Annotated in this window: 18 protein-coding genes and 3 pseudogenes; 6 read left to right on the top strand and 15 right to left on the bottom strand. The window is 37.4% G+C overall.

The annotated features are described in order from the left end of the window. Window positions 1–563: 563 nt before the first annotated feature. Window positions 564–824 (bottom strand): DUF72 domain-containing protein, encoded by a 261-nt coding sequence (locus tag MBEAL2_RS33155; RefSeq protein ID WP_082130103.1) that lies wholly within the window; start codon window positions 822–824, stop codon window positions 564–566. Between the two features lie 92 nt (window positions 825–916). Continuing rightward, complete coding sequence (locus MBEAL2_RS22575; protein ID WP_047154496.1) at window positions 917–2,098, bottom strand: cation:proton antiporter; 1,182 nt, start codon at window positions 2,096–2,098, stop codon at window positions 917–919. A gap of 320 nt (window positions 2,099–2,418) precedes the next feature. Here MBEAL2_RS22575 and MBEAL2_RS22580 point away from each other — a divergent pair, with 320 nt between their 5' ends. Then, window positions 2,419–3,900, top strand: coding sequence for an alanine/glycine:cation symporter family protein (locus tag MBEAL2_RS22580; protein ID WP_173427735.1), 1,482 nt, complete (start codon window positions 2,419–2,421; stop codon window positions 3,898–3,900). 113 nt (window positions 3,901–4,013) lie between these two features. Here MBEAL2_RS22580 and MBEAL2_RS22585 read toward each other — a convergent pair whose 3' ends face one another. The 8 genes and pseudogenes from MBEAL2_RS22585 to MBEAL2_RS22610 form a co-directional block, all read right to left on the bottom strand. Beyond that, window positions 4,014–4,292, bottom strand: coding sequence for a hypothetical protein (locus tag MBEAL2_RS22585; RefSeq protein WP_047154498.1), 279 nt, complete (start codon window positions 4,290–4,292; stop codon window positions 4,014–4,016). A 16-nt stretch (window positions 4,293–4,308) separates the two neighbouring features. Further along, the gene (locus MBEAL2_RS22590; RefSeq protein WP_047154499.1) at window positions 4,309–5,589 is read right to left on the bottom strand and encodes an ArsB/NhaD family transporter; all 1,281 of its coding nucleotides are present in this window, start codon (window positions 5,587–5,589) and stop codon (window positions 4,309–4,311) included. 29 nt (window positions 5,590–5,618) lie between these two features. Then, window positions 5,619–5,846, bottom strand: coding sequence for a hypothetical protein (locus tag MBEAL2_RS22595; protein ID WP_047154500.1), 228 nt, complete (start codon window positions 5,844–5,846; stop codon window positions 5,619–5,621). A 282-nt stretch (window positions 5,847–6,128) separates the two neighbouring features. Next, window positions 6,129–6,278, bottom strand: a pseudogene (locus MBEAL2_RS34100) (IS3-like element ISCb3 family transposase); the annotation flags it as partial. Beyond that, window positions 6,275–6,418, bottom strand: coding sequence for a transposase (locus tag MBEAL2_RS32000; protein WP_161798273.1), 144 nt, complete (start codon window positions 6,416–6,418; stop codon window positions 6,275–6,277). The gene MBEAL2_RS32000 and the pseudogene MBEAL2_RS34100, both read right to left, overlap by 4 nt. A gap of 110 nt (window positions 6,419–6,528) precedes the next feature. Then, window positions 6,529–6,771, bottom strand: a complete 243-nt coding sequence (locus tag MBEAL2_RS22600; protein ID WP_047154501.1) for a transposase — start codon at window positions 6,769–6,771, stop codon at window positions 6,529–6,531. 207 nt (window positions 6,772–6,978) lie between these two features. After that, window positions 6,979–8,205 carry a nucleotide sugar dehydrogenase gene (locus MBEAL2_RS22605; RefSeq protein WP_047154502.1) on the bottom strand — a complete coding sequence of 409 codons (1,227 nt, stop codon included), beginning with the start codon at window positions 8,203–8,205 and terminating at the stop codon, window positions 6,979–6,981. Between the two features lie 100 nt (window positions 8,206–8,305). After that, window positions 8,306–9,456 (bottom strand): IS3 family transposase gene (locus MBEAL2_RS22610; RefSeq protein WP_152667892.1). Its coding sequence is split into 2 segments (ribosomal slippage): window positions 8,306–9,207 and window positions 9,207–9,456, totalling 1,152 coding nucleotides; the frame shifts between segments, so codons are not numbered across the junction. Window positions 9,457–9,752: 296 nt separating this feature from the next. Here MBEAL2_RS22610 and MBEAL2_RS22620 point away from each other — a divergent pair. Continuing rightward, entirely contained in the window at window positions 9,753–10,865 is a 1,113-nt protein-coding gene (locus MBEAL2_RS22620; protein ID WP_047154504.1) for an RNA-guided endonuclease TnpB family protein, read from the top strand. A gap of 574 nt (window positions 10,866–11,439) precedes the next feature. Here the strand turns inward: MBEAL2_RS22620 and MBEAL2_RS22630 are convergent. After that, entirely contained in the window at window positions 11,440–12,600 is a 1,161-nt protein-coding gene (locus tag MBEAL2_RS22630) for a cation:proton antiporter (RefSeq protein ID WP_047154506.1), read from the bottom strand. Window positions 12,601–12,912: 312 nt separating this feature from the next. Here MBEAL2_RS22630 and MBEAL2_RS22635 point away from each other — a divergent pair, with 312 nt between their 5' ends. Further along, window positions 12,913–13,725, top strand: a complete 813-nt coding sequence (locus MBEAL2_RS22635; protein ID WP_047154507.1) for a hypothetical protein — start codon at window positions 12,913–12,915, stop codon at window positions 13,723–13,725. 566 nt (window positions 13,726–14,291) lie between these two features. Beyond that, window positions 14,292–15,493 (top strand): annotated as a pseudogene (locus MBEAL2_RS22640) (IS110 family RNA-guided transposase). 149 nt (window positions 15,494–15,642) lie between these two features. Here MBEAL2_RS22640 and MBEAL2_RS22645 read toward each other — a convergent pair. The 3 genes from MBEAL2_RS22645 to MBEAL2_RS22655 form a co-directional block, all read right to left on the bottom strand. Continuing rightward, a complete protein-coding gene (locus tag MBEAL2_RS22645) occupies window positions 15,643–16,104 on the bottom strand; it encodes a hypothetical protein (protein WP_047154508.1) in 462 nt (153 codons plus the stop codon). Window positions 16,105–16,288: 184 nt separating this feature from the next. Then, entirely contained in the window at window positions 16,289–16,759 is a 471-nt protein-coding gene (locus MBEAL2_RS22650) for a hypothetical protein (protein ID WP_047154509.1), read from the bottom strand. Window positions 16,760–16,990: 231 nt separating this feature from the next. Then, the gene (locus MBEAL2_RS22655; RefSeq protein WP_047154510.1) at window positions 16,991–17,542 is read right to left on the bottom strand and encodes a cupin domain-containing protein; all 552 of its coding nucleotides are present in this window, start codon (window positions 17,540–17,542) and stop codon (window positions 16,991–16,993) included. A 421-nt stretch (window positions 17,543–17,963) separates the two neighbouring features. On the opposite strand from MBEAL2_RS22655, the gene MBEAL2_RS32005 reads away from it, so the two are divergent. Together MBEAL2_RS32005 and MBEAL2_RS29630 are read left to right on the top strand one after the other, a co-directional pair. After that, complete coding sequence (locus MBEAL2_RS32005; RefSeq protein WP_161798274.1) at window positions 17,964–18,140, top strand: hypothetical protein; 177 nt, start codon at window positions 17,964–17,966, stop codon at window positions 18,138–18,140. 25 nt (window positions 18,141–18,165) lie between these two features. After that, window positions 18,166–18,591, top strand: coding sequence for a hypothetical protein (locus tag MBEAL2_RS29630; RefSeq protein ID WP_052947928.1), 426 nt, complete (start codon window positions 18,166–18,168; stop codon window positions 18,589–18,591). 504 nt (window positions 18,592–19,095) lie between these two features. Here the strand turns inward: MBEAL2_RS29630 and MBEAL2_RS33160 are convergent. Beyond that, window positions 19,096–19,370 (bottom strand): annotated as a pseudogene (locus MBEAL2_RS33160) (IS110 family transposase); the annotation flags it as partial.

A 19,370-nucleotide genomic window follows, 5' to 3' on the forward strand; every position in this document is an offset into this window, starting at 1 on the left:
GATTTCATTAACCGCATAGTTGAAATTTGTGTCCGGTATATAAGCTCTCTGACTGGTCATTGCATCTTATAGGCACAATTTATTTGGGCAAAATATCTTAATGTCACTGATATAAACATTATATTTTATTTCGCCCAAGTTCATTTGGGTAAAATAAAGGTATAAAGACGATTGATGATTGCTTTCTAACTAATTATTACCATAAATGTCATTAACTTACTTTGATGAATGTATATTTAGTAACATGACATGACTCTCTTAAATTTCTTTGTTTTTTCTCCAAAAAAAAGACCACTTTATTGTGGTCGCGGGTTCTTATTCTAAAATTAGTTTAGCAACTTAATTTTAAGTTGTTTAAATAACAACTTATTCGATTAGATCAAATAAGTTTAATTGTTCTACCTCTACCGGCATCTCAACTTTTATTTGGGTGCCTAAAATCTTCATCAACTCTATTGCATTCGGCAATGCGTCCCCACCGGAATTATTATTAAACAATATGCACAATTCCTTGGATTTTTTTGTAAATCATGAAGTTGGACAGACCATTCTTTTAATTCATTTTAATTATATCTATAAAGATACCGAACTTCTCGCCAATTTGGTTGATTTGATTTGAGCCGACTAGCAGCATTGCGGCCATGTAATCGTATAATTGTCGATTCAGAATGCGTTGGGTAGAGAGAGCCCTCTCCAACCTGAGGCTCATCAACAATCGTGTGTATCCAGCCCTCCTGTTCCATAAAAGCAAGGGTTTTGTCCAGCATTGATGAGGAAAACCACGTTTGATTTCGAAATTCTAATGCTACTGGAACATCACCCATCAATTGTTTTGTTAACTAATAAAACCGGCAGTTTGGCATTAAAAACTACTGTGATATCCGGTAATTATTAGGACCCACTTCTCTTGTGAAAATTACTTCACTCCAAGGAATGAAACTAGTTTCTTGATTGTAACTCCCTGTACCAATAAAGAAAAAACAACATTAGTAAACGTCATAGCTAACAACAGCTCCCGACCAGGGAACGTTGGTGAGATACTTAAGATTAACGCAATTGAAAGTGAACCCTTTAACCCTCCCCAAGCAATCACGTGCTTCCAGGGTCTAGGAACACCTTTATCAAAAATAAGACTGACATAAACAGCGATGAATCGTGCGATGAGAACAATCAATATACTCCCTACAACTAACATCCACTTATCTGCAAAACTGATATTAGCTACCTGTAACCCCACCATGAGAAAAATAAGTATATTCGCAATAAAAGCAACTACTTCCCAGAAGGAATCCATCCTTTCATGCGTTAAATCCGACATCCCAATGTTTTTACCATAGGTTCCAAGTATTAAGCCAGCAGTTACGACAGCAATCACACCAGAAAGGTGGAAATGCTCTGCCAACTCATAAGCACCATAGAAAAGAACAATGGAGAGTCCAATTTCTACTAAATGATTATCGATTCTTGACGTAATTCGAGAAGCAAGGAATCCACCTAAACCGCCAATCACAATCCCCCCACATACAACCTTGATAAAGATAAGCAGGCCTTGAGAAACTCCGGTTAAAGTAAGAACAGTAGTTACAAGCGCAATTTTAAACAATACTACGGCTACCCCATCATTAGCCAAGCTTTCACCCTCAACGATAATGGATAATCTTTTGTTAAGTCCCATTGACCTAAAAATGCTAAGTACTGATACCGGGTCTGTTGCCGCCATTAATGAACCAAAAATTAAAGCTTGTTGTAAAGGAAGGCGAAGTAACAAGTATGTAAGGCTTAATACGAGTAAGAACGTTAAGAATGTCCCAACAAATGCAAGCAATAATATCGGTTTTTTATTTTCCCTTAACTCGTCCAAAGGTAGTTTTAAAGCTGCGTCACCTAAAAGGGCGGCTAAGAATATGATAATCACTGCTGTTTGGAAAACAACATCGTTGGTAGAAAAATGCTTAATATTTTCTAATGCTGGAATAGGAACTAATCCAATGATTAAACCTACAATGACAAGAAAAGTTGGGTAGGGTTGCCTTAATTTATCCGCAATAAATGTTACTCCAACAGCGATGGCTAATAACAAAATCCAATCATAAAACATTCTACATCTCCTCTTTCAAATGCGCAGTAATTATGTTTATTATTCTCTTAACAAATCCTTTTTAGCCCGTCAAATTATATTGATTTCCTTACCTTCTACCCGTTCGTTTCATAAAAAAATCAACACTTAACAGGGTTATTTTAAATAAATTTTGTTAATTTCTTAGAGGGGCTTACCTATACCGAAGGAATATAGAGAATCATTAGTCGAACTAGTTTCTTGTTATATCTTTTAATGCAATAACCCATTTTTAATTGTTTATAGAGTATTTATAATATTTTATAATTGGTTGATGAACAAAATTTATAAAGGGAGGGGTCATATTGGAGGATTTTGTTAATTGGTTAAATGGAATCATCTGGAGTAAGGGGTTGATTTACCTTTGCTTAGGAACAGGACTATTCTATTCACTCGCTACTCGTTTTCTTCAACTAAGGCACATTAAGGAAATGATAAGGCTCATGTTTGAAAGCAAGAGTTCTGAAGCGGGAGTATCCTCTTTCCAGGCGTTAACTATAGCACTCGCCGGAAGAGTCGGAACAGGAAACATTGCAGGTGTGGCTACTGCTATCGGGTTTGGAGGACCAGGTTCTGTCTTCTGGATGTGGCTTATCGCATTCTTGGGAGCTGGGTCTGCATTTGTGGAAGCAGCCCTTGGACAAGTCTACAAAACGAAACAAGATGGTCAATTTCGTGGAGGTCCAGCGTACTACATAGAGAAAGGATTGAAAATAAAATGGTATGCTGTATTGTTTGCGATTGTCACCGTGCTTGCAACAGGCGTCCTTCTTCCAGGTGTCCAAGCCAATAGTATTGCCGCTGGAATTGAGAACGCATTTGGAATTAGCCCTGTTATTACCGGGGTTATTCTCATTGCTTTTCTTGCCATTATTATTTTCGGCGGTGTAAAACGAATCGCGAGTGTGGCTGAGGTCGTTGTACCGTTTATGGCATTAGGTTACATTTTAGTTGCCTTATATATTGTGCTCGCAAACATCTCCGAATTGCCTGCTGTAATCTCTCTTATTTTTAGCAGCGCATTCGGTGCTGATGCTGCTTTTGGCGGCATTCTCGGTTCAGCCGTAATGTGGGGAGTAAAACGGGGGATTTACTCAAATGAAGCAGGACAAGGCACTGCGCCTCATGCAGCCTCAGCCGCAGAAGTATCACATCCAGCTAAGCAAGGTCTAGTACAGGCTTTTTCGGTCTATGTTGATACCTGGTTTGTTTGTTCTGCAACAGCGTTTATGATTCTTATTACAGGTATGTATAATGTCAAACCAGAAGGCGCAGCTCCTATTGTAAATAATCTTGGGAACGTTGAACCGGGTCCTGTTTACACACAGCAAGCCATAGAATCAGTGCTACCTGGTTTTGGTGCTCCTTTTGTTGCCGTTGCTCTCTTTTTCTTTGCATTTACTACCATCATGGCTTATTACTACATGGCAGAAACAAACTTAGCCTATATTAACCGTAAAGTAAAACGTGTCTGGTCAGAGTATGCCTTAAAAGGTGCTATATTAGTTGTTGTCTTCTATGGCAGTGTAAAAACAGCGTCCCTAGCCTGGGCGTTAGGAGACATTGGTGTTGGAAGCATGGCATGGTTAAACCTTATTGCCATCTTACTCCTCACGAAGCCAGCGCTGCGGGTATTAAAAGATTATGAAAGCCAGAAAAAAGAAGGGGAAAATCCTGTGTTTGATCCAGTAAAGTTAGGTATCAAAGATGCTGATTTTTGGGAGAAAGAGTACAAACACCATGAATCATCGCAGCTGGACAAAGGAAAGTCCCTGTCTTCTTAGTAGTTCTTCCGGATATAAACAAATGCTGAATGAAATCGCTTTTCCAAGAAATTTTAATGATAAAAAGAGGGATAGCCAATTAGCTATCCCTCTTTTTATCATTTGTCATATTTTTATTCCCACCTGATGAGCAGGACCAAATGATATTTAAACAATGTCGTAATAAAATCAGTATAGTAATCTTCACGAACAATAACTTGATACGTGTTATTGGACAATGTATAAAACAAGACATCCGTATGAATTTTGTTATGGTCAAAGAACGAGCGAACTTTATGAATTGCGGGCAAATATTCTGTGTTCTTAATTTTAATTTGAAAATCAGTATCCTTGCCATTTTTCTTCTCAGTAACTTCCATATCATCTTGGTTATATTCATAAATTAGCTTCATGAAGCGTCCTCCTATTTTAAAGAAGATATCGTAAATAGATATAGATGGTGGAAATCACAATCGATAAAATCATGAGGGGAAAACCAATAAATAAAAATTTCACAAATGAAATATGGTGTCCTTCTTTCGCAGCTAATCCGGCTACAATAACGTTAGCACTCGCTCCAATCAATGTTCCATTTCCACCTAAGCAAGCCCCTAATGCTAAGCTCCACCAAAGTGGTTCTAAATTTGTAATCCCCATGGTTCCCATATCCTTAATCATAGGAATCATCGTGGCGACAAAGGGAATGTTGTCAACAAAGGCGGATGCAATGGCACTTAACCAAAGAATAAGCATGCTTGCCTTGGTTAAATCCCCCCCTGTTAGACCTACAGCATAACTGGCAAGTTTAGATATCACCCCTGTTTCCATCAATCCGGAAACCAAAACAAACAAACCGATAAAGAAGAAAATCGTGGTCCATTCAACCTTCGTAAGTGCATCTTCTAAATAATGTTCCCCTGTTAATAAAAGCAAAAAGAATGCACCCGCCAGCGCGATGGTTGCAGACTCCACATGTATAATCTGATGAATGAAAAAGCCTATAATGGTTAAACCAAGGGCAAGCAAGGACTTCTTCAAAAGCTTTACATCCGTAATTTCATCTTTTTCGTTCAAATTCATAATGTTTGCTTTTAATTCTTCCGTTGTCCTTAATTCTTTGCGGTACCAAAAAGCAAGAATAGCCAGGGTCACAAACATAATGAGGAATGAAATCGCAGATAAATTATAAATAAACGCCATAAAAGAAAGTTCAGGTACAGCACTTCCAATCATAATATTAGGCGGGTCGCCAATAAGCGTTGAGGTCCCTCCGATGTTAGAAGCAAAGATTTCGGTGAGTAAATACGGCATCGGTGAAACACTTAACCGTCTCGTAATACTGAATGTCACTGGAACCATAAGGAGAACCGTCGTCACATTATCGAGGAAGGCAGAGCCAATGGCTGTAATTAACCCTAAAGCAATAAGAACTCTTAGAGGGTCACCTTTTACTTTTTTTGCTGACCAGATGGCGATATATTTAAAAAGTCCGGTTTCCGCAGTAATCGAGACGATAATCATCATTCCGGTTAATAGCCCCAGTGTATTAAAATCGATATGATGAAGCGCTGTTTCCTGGCTAACAACCCCTAGTCCTACCATTAGAATGCCGCCTATCATAGCGACAATCGTTCGATGTATTTTTTCAGTGATGATAAACGCATATGTGATTAGGAAAATCCCAATCGCTACCATAGCTTGATTCGTCATACGGGCATTTCACTCCATTTTTATCTTTATCATTGGTCTCTATCGATGCTTCTGTTTGATGTGCTGCTTTTTCCTTTTAAGTCCGCTATGAAATGCACAAAATAAGAAACTAAAAATCCACCCAAAACAATCGCTAACACAAGTAAAAGCGTTATTGTATTTGAGTTTGCTCTGTCCATCACCCCGATGCTGTAAATAGAAAGTGATGAATATAGCAATAAAACAATGGAAATAACGATGACTTTAAAGGCTTTCATAAAATCCCTCCTTCCCTATAAAATGACAGAAGGAGCCTGCAACCACAGGCTCCTTCTCCGGAAATTCGGGAAAAATGGCAAAGAGGAGCCCCTGGTGACAGGCTCCTCCTAATTTGAAAGTGTATTCAATTTACTTTTAAATAGTATAACAATCAAAAAAGTATTTGTAAACATAAATTTAACTAAATATTTAGTAATTTTCCCCGATCTCTTTATCTCTTAACACCCTCTACCGGTAAATTTGGATTTGAGTCAATATCTTGGACACAAAAAAGTTAAGTTTTAAGCTGATTGCTTGATTTGATTTTCTATCATTTGTGGTGTTTGGTACCCTAAACTGCTATGGATCCTTTTTCGATTGTACCAGCTTTCAATGAATTGAAACATGGCGAGTTTGGCAGAAGTATAATCTGCGTACTGGATATGATTCACGACAGGTGAATTTTGGGAGTGCCATATCGTTCCTTACTGTCTAGATGGATTTGTCGGATTTTCTTCGTCAGTTTTTTGTTTTCCCGTTCACGGTGGGATTGTGTTTGCTGTAAGGATTGATAGTAGGTGCTTCTTGGCATCCTCAATACCCCACACATGATCTGGATGGGGTACTGATTCTTGTGTTCCTCAATAAAAACGGTAAGCTCTGTGTCCTTTACTTTTTTGCGAATATGGCCATAGCCTTTTTTTAGATTTCAAGTTCCTGTTTTAACCGAAGGTTTTCCTTTTGGATGGCAGCTACTTCCTTCGGGGTGAGCGAGTCTTCCCCTTCTCCCACAGGAGTGAATTCTTTTATCCATTTATAAATCGTTACTTCAGATACGCCATATTCGCTGCTTAATTCTTTCGCTGAGCTACCCGCATGGTAGAGGTCCACAATCGTTTTCTTAAAATCATCATTGTACTTTTTACCTGGATTCTTCTGTTTCAAGTCGGACACATCCTCTCAAATAGTATTGTAAGGACTTAACTAAGACGTGTCCATGAAACTATACTAACTCCAGAAGTTCTTCCTTATATCCCTTGTCATAGATTTATGTAATATAAAGGAATACTTAATTTGTTATTTCTATCCAGAAATTCTTATTACTTTAAAACAATCCATTATTTTTTTTCATCTTATCTACCAATTTTACTTTTATAGTTTATATAAACCCTTAAATGTACAAATGTTTTTAGTATCAAGAACCAGCTTGTTCTTAATTAAGTCCATATTTTCTTTTATATGATTATGTCCTACCATAATCACCAAAATTTCTATTTCATTTAGAAAGTCCTCAAAGTTCATAAACTGATGATCTACAATTCGACTTTTTACGAAAGGATCAAATATTTTCACCCCAAATGCTAAATGCTCGTCCATTCTTTCTAACAATTGAAGGGTAGGACTTTCTCTTGTATCGTCAACGTTTTCTTTATATGCTAATCCATATAGCCCCACTTTTGATATATCTTTAATATTATGCTCTCTCATAATATCTCTAATACGACCTAGTACATGTCTAGGCATGGAATCATTTGTTTTTCTAGCTGTCAGTATTAAGTTTGTCAAATCTGGATAATCCCCTACTAAAAACCATGGATCTACTGAAATACAATGCCCCCCAACACCTGGACCTGGTTGTAAAATATTAACTCGTGGATGCTTATTTGCAATTCTAATAATCTCATAAACATCCATATTATCAGTTCGACAAATCTTGGCTAATTCATTAGCAAAGGCAATGTTAATATCTCGATAAGTATTTTCTACAACCTTAGACATTTCTGCTGATCTTATATCAGTAACAACGATTTCCGCCTTACAAAAATTAGAATATAGCCCTTTAACTTTCTCACCAATTTCAGGGTTATCCGCTCCAATTGTTCTTGAGTTGTGCTCAAGCTCATAGATCATGTTACCTGGTATTATTCTTTCAGGTGCATGTAATAGATGTATCTCTTCCCCAATGACAAATCCTCTATTTTCAATTTCAGGGCGCACATATTTATCAATTGTCCCTGGTGATATAGTGGATTCTATAATTAATGCTGCACCTTTTTCACAGACATCTAGAACACTATTTACGGCTGAAATAACATACTTTGGATCGAGTTTCTTACTGTCCTTGAGATAAGGAGTTGGAACTGCAATGATGTAAGTATGAGTTTTTTGATATTCAGTTGTAAATTCAATTCCATTTAAAAGAGCGTCATTAAATAATTCTTTTAATCCTTCCTCTTCAAAAGTAAGTTTACCTTCTCTTAGTGAATTTACTAAACTAACATTATAATCAGTTCCTACTACCTTAATCCCATTTTTTGCAAACATTAAAGCTGTGGGTAAACCTATATACCCAAGACCAATTACATTAATTAAAGACATGTTTTTCTCCTCCATTTTATTCAACTTAATATAAGTCAGGATAATATGTTATCTTGCGTATGGATTTGAGTCAATATCTTGGATACAAAAGAGTTAAGCTTTAGGCTGATTGTTTGATTTGATTTTCTATCATCTGTGGTGTTTGGTACCCTAAACTGCTATGGATCCTTTTTCGGTTGTACCAGCTTTCAATGAATTGAAACATGGCGAGTTTGGCAGAAGTATAATCTGCGTACTGGATATGATTCACTTCTTCCTTCTTTAAAATGGCATGAAAAGACTCAATACAGGCATTGTCATAAGGGCAGCCCTTTTGGCTAAAGGACTGTACCATCCCAAGCGATTGAACGAAGTTCATAAACTCACAGCTTGTATACTGCGAACCTAAGTCAGAGTGAAGAAGTAAGCCCTTAGCGGGCTTTTGTGTATGATAGGCGTTTTCTACTGCCTTAATCACCAAATTGGTCGTCATAGAACGAGAAAAAGAATACCCCACGATTTTCTTGGAGTGCAGGTCTAAAACAGAAGCTAAATAGCACCATCCATCCTTCAATGTATGAATATAAGTAATATCCGTCACCCATTTCTCATTGATGGTCTGAGTGGAAAAGTCTCTCTTTAACAGATTGCCCAATTGTATAACTTTTTCTTTTGAAGGATAGGGCCGATATTTCTTCTTTGTGATGGAACGGATGTCCGCCTTCTTCATTAAACGCTGCACACGTTTTAGACTGACTTTGAAACCATCATTAATTAACGACAGGTGAATTTTGGGAGCGCCATAACGTTCATTACTGTCTAGATGGATTTGTCGGATTTTCTTCGTCAGTTTTTTGTTTTTCCTCTCACGAGGGGATTCTGTTTTCCGTAAGGATTGATAGTAAGTACTTCTTGGCATCTTTAATATCCCACACATCATCTGGATGGGATACTGATTCTTATGCTCCTCAATAAAAACGGTAAGCTCTGCGTCTTTTACTTTTTGGCGAATATGGCCATAGCCTTTTTTAAGATTTCAAGTTCCTGTTTTAACCGAAGGTTTTCCTTTTGGATGGCAGCCACTTCCTTCGGAGTGAGCGAGTCTTCCCCTCCTCCCACAGGAGTGAATTCTTTTATCCACTTATAAATCGTTACTTCAGATACGCCATATTCGCTGCTTAATTCCTTTGCCGAGCTACCAGCATGATAGAGGTCCACAATCGTTTTCTTAAAGTCTTCATTATACTTTTTACCTGGGTTCTTCTGTTTCAAGTCGGACACATCCTCTCAAGTAGTATTCTAAGGACTTAACTAAGACGTGTCCATGAAACTATACTAGCTCCAATTTAATTAGCCAAAATTAGCATACTAATCACCTATGTTTTTCACTTAATTTTAACTTCCCTCTGAAAGAAGTCTCCCACTTCTAAACGTGAAGGTGCGACAGCACCAGTGAAAGTTGGAGATGAATTTCGGTTAGGCGTAGCCTAAAGCTGTCTCTTTTTTTCGCCCATTGAAGTGATAAAGCAGTATATAGAAAATCAAGGGATGAAATGAGGGGATCCAATATGGCAAACAAAGCCTATAAGTTCCGCCTATACCCAACGCAAGAACAAGAGCAACTTCTTGCTAAAACCTTCGGTTGTGTCCGTTTCGTCTACAACAAAATGCTTTCGGAACGAAAGGAAACGTATGAGCAATTTAAGGATAATAAAGAAACGCTAAAGAAGCAAAAATCGCCTACTCCTGCCAAGTATAAAAAGGAGTTTGTATGGCTCAAAGAAGTAGATAGCCTTGCGTTGGCCAATGCTCAACTCAACTTGCAGAAATCATACAAAAATTTCTTTTCTGGTCGTGCTAAATTTCCGAAGTTCAAAAGCCGTAAGGCGAGACAATCCTACACAACCCATGTGGTCAATGGAAACATCATGCTTTTAGATGGCTATATCAAATTACCGAAACTGAAACTTGTAAAAATGAAACAACATCGTGAAATTCCGTCACACCACATCATCAAGTCTTGTACGGTTTCTCGAACAAAAACAGGAAAATACGATGTTTCTATTCTCACCGAATACGAACATCAACCGATACAAAAAGAAATACAGGCTGTTGTTGGTTTGGATTTTTCCATGAATGGCTTATTTGTCGATAGCGAAGAAGGTGAGACAGCCAATTACCCTCGTTTCTATCGCCAAGCCTTGGAAAAATTGGCGAAGGAACAACGTATTCTATCGCGCAGAAAGAAAGGATCTGATCGTTGGCATAAACAGCGTCAGAAAGTAGCGAAGCTACATGAAAGAGTTACAAACCAACGAAAAGACTTTCTACATAAGGAATCGCACAAATTAGCGAAACGGTATGATTGCGTGGTTATTGAAGACCTCAACATGAAGGGAATGTCACAAGCCTTCCATTTCGGCAAAAGCGTTGCTGATCATGCATGGGGCATGTTCACGACACTTCTCCAATACAAGTTAGATGAGCAAGAGAAGAAGCTTATCAAGATAGATAAGTGGTTTCCATCATCCAAGACTTGTTCATGTTGCCTTCAAGTGAAGGAATCCTTATCCCTTTCCGAACGTATATTCCACTGTGATTGTGGTTTTGTGTCAGACAGGGACTGGAATGCTTCTATCAATATCAAATATGAAGGATTACGCTTATTAGCGTTAGCATAGCAGAAAGAACTCTTGGAACAAGAGGGATAGCTCGGTCAGTTTTCGTTGGCTACTAAAAGCAACGCTAAGTCGAGAAGCCCCCAATTCAAAAACCGTGAGGTTTTAAGTGCTGGGTAGTTCACAAAAGTCTATAATGAAATCAAATACTATGGGAGGAATCGAATGCGCAAATCTTATATCCTTCTCGGACTTTCCTTTATTCTCTTACTTTGCCGAATGTTTTTTATGAGCTACCATGTAATGATGGGAGAATCGTTGGTTCCAAGAAGCTTACTTATGTTAAGTTTTTGGTTAACTCTTTTCTTTTTTCTTTTAGGGATAATTCTTATTAAAAAGGGGCATTAGGGTAATTCCTTTCCCATAAACCTCCTAAGAATCCACTTTTTCTTATGAACTTATACCTTAGTTATTTCATCAGAATGATTAATTGTATTAAACTACATTTTATTCCCGAAGGGTTCACTTAAACGACTTATGGTTCAGAAATTTAAAATCCAGAATAAGGCTTATAAAAAAGAGGGGAGGAAGAGTTGGGTCTAACCTTTCAACCCCCCTTCCTTTTGTTATAAATACATTAAGCCTGTTTTTCAGAAAGATGTGGTTTTTCCCCTTTCCCTGCAAAAAAACATTTCATCATGGGTGGGGTTACAATGGTTGTAATAAGAACCACCACAACAATAACAGCAAACATATCCTGACTCAACAGCTTAGATTCCAAGCCAATCGCTGCGATAATGAGAGCAACTTCACCACGGGAGACCATAGCCGAACCTATTCCCAGCGAGCTGTTCCAGGGGAATCCAGCTGCTTTTGCACCGATGGTTCCACCGATTAATTTGGTTAAGACAGCTAAAACACTCAATATCACAATTAGACTTAAATTTTCAGTAATACCACTAAACTCAGCAGTGATACCAATGGATGTAAAGAAAACAGGAACAAAAATTGAGTAACTAATCGTTTCAACCTTTTCAAAAACTTCATGTTTATAACCTGTTAAACTGATAGCGACTCCTGCTATATAGGCTCCAATAATCGCAGCGACCCCTGTATATTCTGCTGCGTATGCATAAACAAAACAGATAATTAAAGCAGATGAAATTACCGCTTCTGTTACTTGTAATGGTGCAAACTTTTTTAAAAACCAAGGTACAACTTTCCAGCCTACAAGGATGGCTCCTGCGAAGAATAAGATTTTCTTTAGTATCACCATGCCCAGGTTAACATCTCCACCCGCAAGGCTCATTAAAAATGCCAAGGCAAGGATGACCAAAACATCATCAATAACAGCTGCTCCTAAAATGGTTGCCCCTTCACGTGATTGTAGTTTTCCCATCTCCTTAAGGGCTTGAACAGAAATACTTACACTTGTCGCTGAAAGCAATAATCCTAAAAACCAAGACTCTATCGAGGCAAGACCCAGCATCATGCCAGCCAAATATCCAAAAGCAAGAGGAACAACAATCCCAGCGACACCTACATAGGTAGAGGATTTTCCGGTCCGTTTAAATTCATCAACGTCTGTTTCTAACCCTGCAATAAACATCAGCAGAATCACGCCAATTTGACTAAACTCTGCTAATATCTCTGTATCATTCACTACTCCTAAAACGGAGGGTCCCAACACAATCCCAATTAAGAGCTTACCAAGAACAGAAGGCTGACCTAATCTTACGCTTATATCCCCCGCGATTTTTGCTGCAATTAAAATAATAGCTAATTGAAGTATTAACACACAAATACCACCTTTTTTCACCCTATTATTTGTTTGCATGTTAAAAAAATGCAAAAAGAGCCTGTCACCAAGGGACATACGTATCCCTTGGTGACAGGCTCCTCCAAAAGCAAAGTGATTCCTAATAGTATCATCCATAGATTGATTTCTTACCTTTATCTACGGTTTAAAGCGTAAAAGGTTTCAATGTGTTTTTACTAAAAACAAAAATCTCTTTTAACATATGAAGTTATCCTTAAAAATGTGAATAACATCCTTTCTTTTCCACACAATAAGGAAGTAAATATTTGCTAAAAAAGAGAGGTTAATTCAATGAATAAAATCAAATATACTGTATTCTTGTTTGTCTTGGTTTTACTAATAAATGGGCTTACTCTTTTCAACAAAAATCAATCCACACCTTCTGTATCAAGTGCTTCAAGTAGCAACAGCGTTGATACAGAAAGTGCAAAAGAAGCCGTTGTACGTTTTTTTCACGCCCAAAAGTTGGGTGACGTAAATGGGATGATAAGGAATTCGAAATATGCTGTCCCCATTAATAATCTAAGGGAGGTTTATAGCAGTCTTTGTAAAAAACAGCCGTTGGTTAATGCAATCATTACAGATATCAAAGTTATAGACGATACATTAGCATTCGTATCCTATGAATCAAGATACAAGGATAAAATTTTAATTACCACATCGCCTGTATACAAAGAAAAGAACGAATGGAAACTTGTGACTGGAATACCATCTGTATTGGATATTAGACCACTTAATACAAGCAGGTTGGATGAACCTATACAGAGTGCAAAACAAGCGGTAAAAAATTATATTGAGGCTCGAGAAGAAGGTAATATAGATGAAATGGCAAAATACCGTAGGGATGTATTATTTAGCAATACTGCTGAATTGAAAAAATACCTATCTAAAAAAGAAGACTTTTTTAGTGAAGGGAAAATTCGGGGTATAGCTGTTGTTGGAAACAATTTAGTTTTGGTATCCACTGAAAATAAATCTGCATCTGCAACAATGACAGAAACTTTGCCTGTATATAAAGATAAGGATGGATGGAAAATTATTTTTGGACGTTCACTAGCGGAAAAAGCTATTCCTATTGGAGATAATTTGGTTGAAATTAATTAAGTGGAATATGTGAAGGTTAGGCATATGTTCGTTAATTTACTATGGTTCTACATTGAAAGTGTTCTTTAGAAAAAGCCGCTTCTGTCTGAGAGTCCTACAATAGCGAGTGTTTGGGAAAAATGAGTTATTTTAGGGCGTATAAAAGTGTCACCCTATACGTTAAACGAGCCTCTAAAATTGCTTCTAAGGCTCGTTTTTCTTTACCTAATTTTTATTTTTAGGCTCTGTTATTGTTCGTTGTTTATTTTGGGACCAAATAATAAAAAGCCACCCAGGGTGGCTTTTTATGCTTTATTGAACTAACGATTCCCGTCGTATTATGAGGTCAGCCAATTTTTTCTGGTTGACCATTTTTTATTTACATGGTCTAAATATCGGTAGCCGGGGGAGGACGACCGATTCCCTGGGAATATCATCCCGTCGCTAAAACTGTTCACCCCCTACTTGTAGAAACCATGTTTAGGCTGGTTGGGACAATGATCTCGCATCACTAGCGATGCTGTGGAACTGCAAGCAATGCACAGGGGTACCGGCAAATAAAAATCTTTTCATAAGGGGGAAAATCGATGAATCCAGTGATTGGTCTGGATATATCCAAAGGACAAAGTCAGGGACAAACTTTTTTAAATAAAGGAAAACCTTACGGTAAAAGCTTTTCATTTTTCCATACACAAGAAGGGCTTAGTGAGTTTTTGAGTCTCATTCAGGAGGTGACAGCACATACAGGGCAATCACCTACTGTCATCCTGGAGTCAACAGGACACTATCAGGCTGCTGTTATTCAGTTCCTTACGGAACAAGATATTTTCTATATTGTGGTGAACCCATTGATTTCTAACCAGGCCAAAAAGTCTTCGCTGCGTAAAGTAAAGACCGACGCCGTCGATGCTTATCAGCTCTGTGAACTGTATTATAAAGAGGAATTCGAAATTCATAAACAAAGAGGCGAAAGGCTCTTGAATCTTCGCCATTTGACGAGACAATTCGAGTCCTTGACGGCCATGTACGTTCAAGCAAAACTGCAGTTCCATGCGGTGTTAGATCAAGTATTCCCTGAATATTGTGGGGTGTTTGGAGATTTGTTTTCGCGGATTTCTCTTCTCTTCTTACAAGCGTTTCCTACCTCCACTCTATCTTGGATACGGGAGAAACAAAAATAACAGAGAAAATCGCTTGCCTATGTACAAGCCGTTCAGAGCGTTGGGCTAAGGAAAAAGGACATCTCATCATGGCTGCAGCAGACCGTAATCCTTTTCAGAAGACGGCCTATCAAAGCCACCTTATCAGCCTGAAACTTTACATCGACCTACTTCTCCAATACCAGGAGCACCTATCCAACTTAACCGAGCAGATTGATGCCCTGGCTGAAGAAGTAGAAGAATATAAAATAATCCAATCGATTCCCGGCATCGGCAAGAAAATCGCGGCCACGATTTTATCTGAAATCGGAGAAATCGATCGGTTTACCCACGCGAAGAAATTAGTGGCGTATGCGGGCATCGATCCGAGTGTCTATTCGTCAGGAAAATTCACTTCCACAGCCAATCGAATTACAAAACGAGGCTCCAAACGCCTTCGGCACACACTGTACCTTGCGGTACTGTGCGGTCTACGACGTTCCGGCTGTAAGAAGCTGCGAGAATTCTATGACAAGAAACGTGAAGAAGGAAAACCATACAGAGTCGCAGTTGTGGCCTGCATAAATAAGCTCCTTCACTGGATTTATGCCATTCTAAAAAGCAAAGAACCTTTCCTTGATTTAATTTAAATCCCAAATTAAATCAATAAAAGAAAAACCTTCCACTCAATGATGGAAAGGTTATTTGGCATACCCATTTTTAGTATAGCATTACTTTTTAAGAATTTTAGAGATAAATATTGACAAACTATTAGCTGGTTTTAGCTTAACAAATACAATTAATTTGTAATGTGGTTCTCTTGTATCTCTGTTGTAATCAGTTCCTTATAAAGACTATCTAATAAAACGTAACCAACGATTGTTCCACTAATAAATGTGAGTTTACCTCCTCCAATCGTCATGATATATCCAGAAAACGGTAAATTAATTCCTAGAAATAAAGTGAAAGAAAGCATGGGTATCAACGTTATATAGAGCATTGGTATTCCAATTACAATTACCTTTATCCAGTCTATCCTCCACTTTCCTTTTCTTTTTGCCTTTATAACCAATCCACCAATTTTAAGTAATAAGCCGTTCAGAATTGGAAATAGCGTGAAATAAATCCAATACAAAGTGTCCCTATCCATTGTTTCTCTTGCTCTTTGGTCAAGTAGATCATCGAATTTTAGTCCCTGAAAAACCACAAGGATTATGACAACCAAATAAACAAAGTGAAAGGCAAAACGTTTCCATTGCATCTTATCTCACCCTTTTTATTTCTTACTCTATATAAAAACAAATCATTTTACAATAATTTCCTTATGCGATTATTTATCTTATACTTCCTTTGTTTGAGATATTTGATTATCTTCATAAGCTTTTCTCTAACTAAACTCCCGATAATTAAATAAAAGGCGGCCAAACAGCCTTATTGAATCATCTTCATTCTATTAGGAAAATCAAACCTAAAGATAAATTTGCTCCCCACAAACTGTTTAATGTAACCATATAAAATAAGAATATTATCGAGAGAAATATAAAGATTATAGGTAACGACTTAAATTTATCAACTTTTTTATGGGTGATAACAAAGATAAGAATAGATAACAAAGCAACAACATAAAACAAAGGAAACAAGGCACGAAAAGTAAATGGCCCTAAAAATAGACTCAATGTAGAAAATTGAATAAGAAAAGCCAAAAATGAAATGGATATCCATTTTAATGCACTTTTAATTTTAATAATGCTAACTATTGATAAGATAACGGAACCAGCAAGGAGTAAAGTTAGAAACCACTCATACAAAAAAAACAGGGATTCCTCGTAGACAGCAAAGAGATAACCAACTATAGAGAGTGGTACAACTGCAAAGAGTAGATATGTGTTATTTTTTATTAACCTAGCTTCCTTCACCTTCTTCACCCTCTTTTCGTTTATTCTCAAGAAAATAATACCAAATTTTAGCAAGGGATAAAACGTAAATAGTATCCCTTATTTAATTAAAATGTCTGTTAACACAGCAAATAAAAAACGACTGCCGAAACAGCCATATTTCCTTAACGATTCCCTTTAGCTGAATATCAAAGACTGTAAAACAATACAGCTTTTTACCTATCCTTATATACATTTTTCATTCGATTAATGTTAGTAGTTTCTTTCAGAAGCCATTGCAATTGCTTTCGTTTCGTGAACTGTACCATATGGATGCTCAGGCGGTGCATAGATAACGTAAATTTTAAGTGATTGATTACCCGTATTGGTTACATTGTGCCATTTTCCAGCAGGTATCATAATTGCATACCCATCATACGCCATTTCTTGAAAATCTAAATTATCTTTTCTATTACCCATTTGAACAAGTCCCTGACCTTCTTCAATCCGTATGAATTGATCAGTTGTCGGGTGGACTTCTAAACCGATGTCATCTCCAACATTAATACTCATCAGAGTCACTTGTAAGTTTTTCCCTGTCCATAAAGCAGTACGGTAAGTATTGTTTTGCTTAGTAGCTTGGTCAATATTCACTACAAATGGTCTTGTTCCATAATCTTTTAATATGATGTTTCCATAATAAGGATTCCAGTTATTATTGTTCCAATTGTGATAATAAGGGTTCCAATTATAACTCCAACTGTTATTCCAGTGGTGATGCATTGGATTATGCCATTGATAGTGATAGCAAGAATTATTGTACATATGCATTCTCCTCTCATAATTGTTTACCGTTTTATCCTATGCAGTTGCCTATTTAAAGGAATGCAAAAAGCGCAATAATGGACAAGAGCCTGTGTCCTAATAAAACGACGACAATACAAAAATACAAACAATTGATATCCAATTTTCCCTCATATGTATTTATAGTTATTGGCGATAACTGCCCGTTAGTTCAGCAAGAAGGCACAAAAACAATAAAGTCGCTCCCTTATGGAATAGCCTTGATACGTTGAAAAATCCTAATTATCTTTTTTACAGAGATCTATGCCTGTTTTTCATCTCAAAATAAATAACTCTTTATTTTTTATACCATTTCTTAGATTTCATATTTCTTTGTAATAAAACTGACATAATTAAGATGTATACTACACAAGAAAACTATTCCATTGGAGGTAAATTCAACATGAAAAGTATTTCTAAAAAAATCATCGGGACAACCCTTGCTACGAGCATTGCTCTTGTATCCTTAGCTTCTGGAGCATACGCAGCGGAGCAAACATCAGCACAAGCAAATCAAAAACAAGTTAAAATAGAGCAAAAAGCAAAAGCCAAGGCAGAACGCGAGGCTAAAAAAAGCTGAGAAACAGAAAGAACAACTTGCTAAATTGAATGCGGTAGCTGCAAAGCTCGGTATCGAAGTAACAGGCAAAACTCCTGAACAGATTAAAGCTCAAATTAAAGAGAAGTTAGCAGCTAAAAAGCAAGAAAACCAGCAAAAAAATAATGAAATGGTTGCTGAATTAGCTCAAAAACTTGGAATTGACACAACAGGTAAAACTCCTGAACAAGTGAAGCAATTAGTAAAAGAAAAGATAACAGCAAAGAAAGCGGAACGTCTTGCAAAGCTAACAGCTCTTGCTAAAGAAAAAGGAATTTCAATTGATGAATTAAAAACACAATTAAAGGCCCAGGCGAAAGCAAAAAAGTCAGAGCAACAAGCAAAACTTGAACAGAAAGCTAAAGAAAAAGGAATTACAGTTGACGAGCTAAAGTTACAGCTTAAACAAAAACATGAAAATAAAGTGAAATAACACACAAATAAAGCCGCCCAACTTTAGGGGTGGCTTTATTTGTATACATTAGGTTCATTTTGTTAATATTGTTACGCTATCCTCCCTCTATATAAAAACGAATTTCTCTTATTTTCTTCTGTTTTCTCACGATTTTAAGGTGATACAGATTTAGAAGGCCATCTTTAATCGGAATTATAAGTTAGATTAGGATATTATTGGAGGAGGAGGACAAAAAAAGCCACACCTACCTATCCACTCTCATCCAAAAAATGTATAATTAGTTAATATATGGTCGCATGATGGATGTCCACATTTCTCATGGAGGTCAACCCTCCCATGTCTCACAGAGTCTTCGCTCCAAAATTCCTTCGTCCAACCTTTCCATGAGGTGGATGTCAGTAATGCTGCCCGACAGGGTCTATGCCCGCAATATAGTTTAATGACTGACTAATCCGTGCTTCAAATGTCTTCTAAATCTATAAACCTTCCAAATGTCTGATTACCTGACAGAAAACAAAAAAGTTAAGCTGCACTCTTTGCGAGTGCCATGTGAGGGATGTCCCTTAACATTCTTTCTTCACTAAACTCACACTGCTTTTTACCGACGGTAAACAACACACGTATCAACTTGTTACACAAAGCGATGAGAGACTGCATCTTTTTCAAAGGATTATTGGGTCGTGTTGTATAGTACGCGTGAAGAGCTTTAAAAGCAGTGTTCTTGCCGACCAAAGGCATAATGACGCGGAAGAGGAGCGCTCTCAAGGTCTTGCGACCTCTCTTCGTTATCTTAGTTT

The organism is Aneurinibacillus tyrosinisolvens, assembly GCF_001015055.1.
Taxonomy (GTDB): domain Bacteria; phylum Bacillota; class Bacilli; order Aneurinibacillales; family Aneurinibacillaceae; genus Aneurinibacillus_A; species Aneurinibacillus_A tyrosinisolvens.

What these genes read in the sequence shown, in the direction of transcription:
- MBEAL2_RS33155 (WP_082130103.1), bottom strand. Translation starts at nt 824, where the DNA reads ATGGGTGATGTTCCAGTAGCATTAGAATTTCGAAATCAAACGTGGTTT.
- MBEAL2_RS22575 (WP_047154496.1), bottom strand. Translation starts at nt 2,098, where the DNA reads ATGTTTTATGATTGGATTTTGTTATTAGCCATCGCTGTTGGAGTAACA.
- MBEAL2_RS22585 (WP_047154498.1), bottom strand. Translation starts at nt 4,292, where the DNA reads ATGAAGCTAATTTATGAATATAACCAAGATGATATGGAAGTTACTGAG.
- MBEAL2_RS22590 (WP_047154499.1), bottom strand. Translation starts at nt 5,589, where the DNA reads ATGACGAATCAAGCTATGGTAGCGATTGGGATTTTCCTAATCACATAT.
- MBEAL2_RS22595 (WP_047154500.1), bottom strand. Translation starts at nt 5,846, where the DNA reads ATGAAAGCCTTTAAAGTCATCGTTATTTCCATTGTTTTATTGCTATAT.
- MBEAL2_RS32000 (WP_161798273.1), bottom strand. Translation starts at nt 6,418, where the DNA reads ATGCCAAGAAGCACCTACTATCAATCCTTACAGCAAACACAATCCCAC.
- MBEAL2_RS22605 (WP_047154502.1), bottom strand. Translation starts at nt 8,205, where the DNA reads ATGTCTTTAATTAATGTAATTGGTCTTGGGTATATAGGTTTACCCACA.
- MBEAL2_RS22620 (WP_047154504.1), top strand. Translation starts at nt 9,753, where the DNA reads ATGGCAAACAAAGCCTATAAGTTCCGCCTATACCCAACGCAAGAACAA.
- MBEAL2_RS22635 (WP_047154507.1), top strand. Translation starts at nt 12,913, where the DNA reads ATGAATAAAATCAAATATACTGTATTCTTGTTTGTCTTGGTTTTACTA.
- MBEAL2_RS22645 (WP_047154508.1), bottom strand. Translation starts at nt 16,104, where the DNA reads ATGCAATGGAAACGTTTTGCCTTTCACTTTGTTTATTTGGTTGTCATA.
- MBEAL2_RS22655 (WP_047154510.1), bottom strand. Translation starts at nt 17,542, where the DNA reads ATGTACAATAATTCTTGCTATCACTATCAATGGCATAATCCAATGCAT.
- MBEAL2_RS32005 (WP_161798274.1), top strand. Translation starts at nt 17,964, where the DNA reads ATGAAAAGTATTTCTAAAAAAATCATCGGGACAACCCTTGCTACGAGC.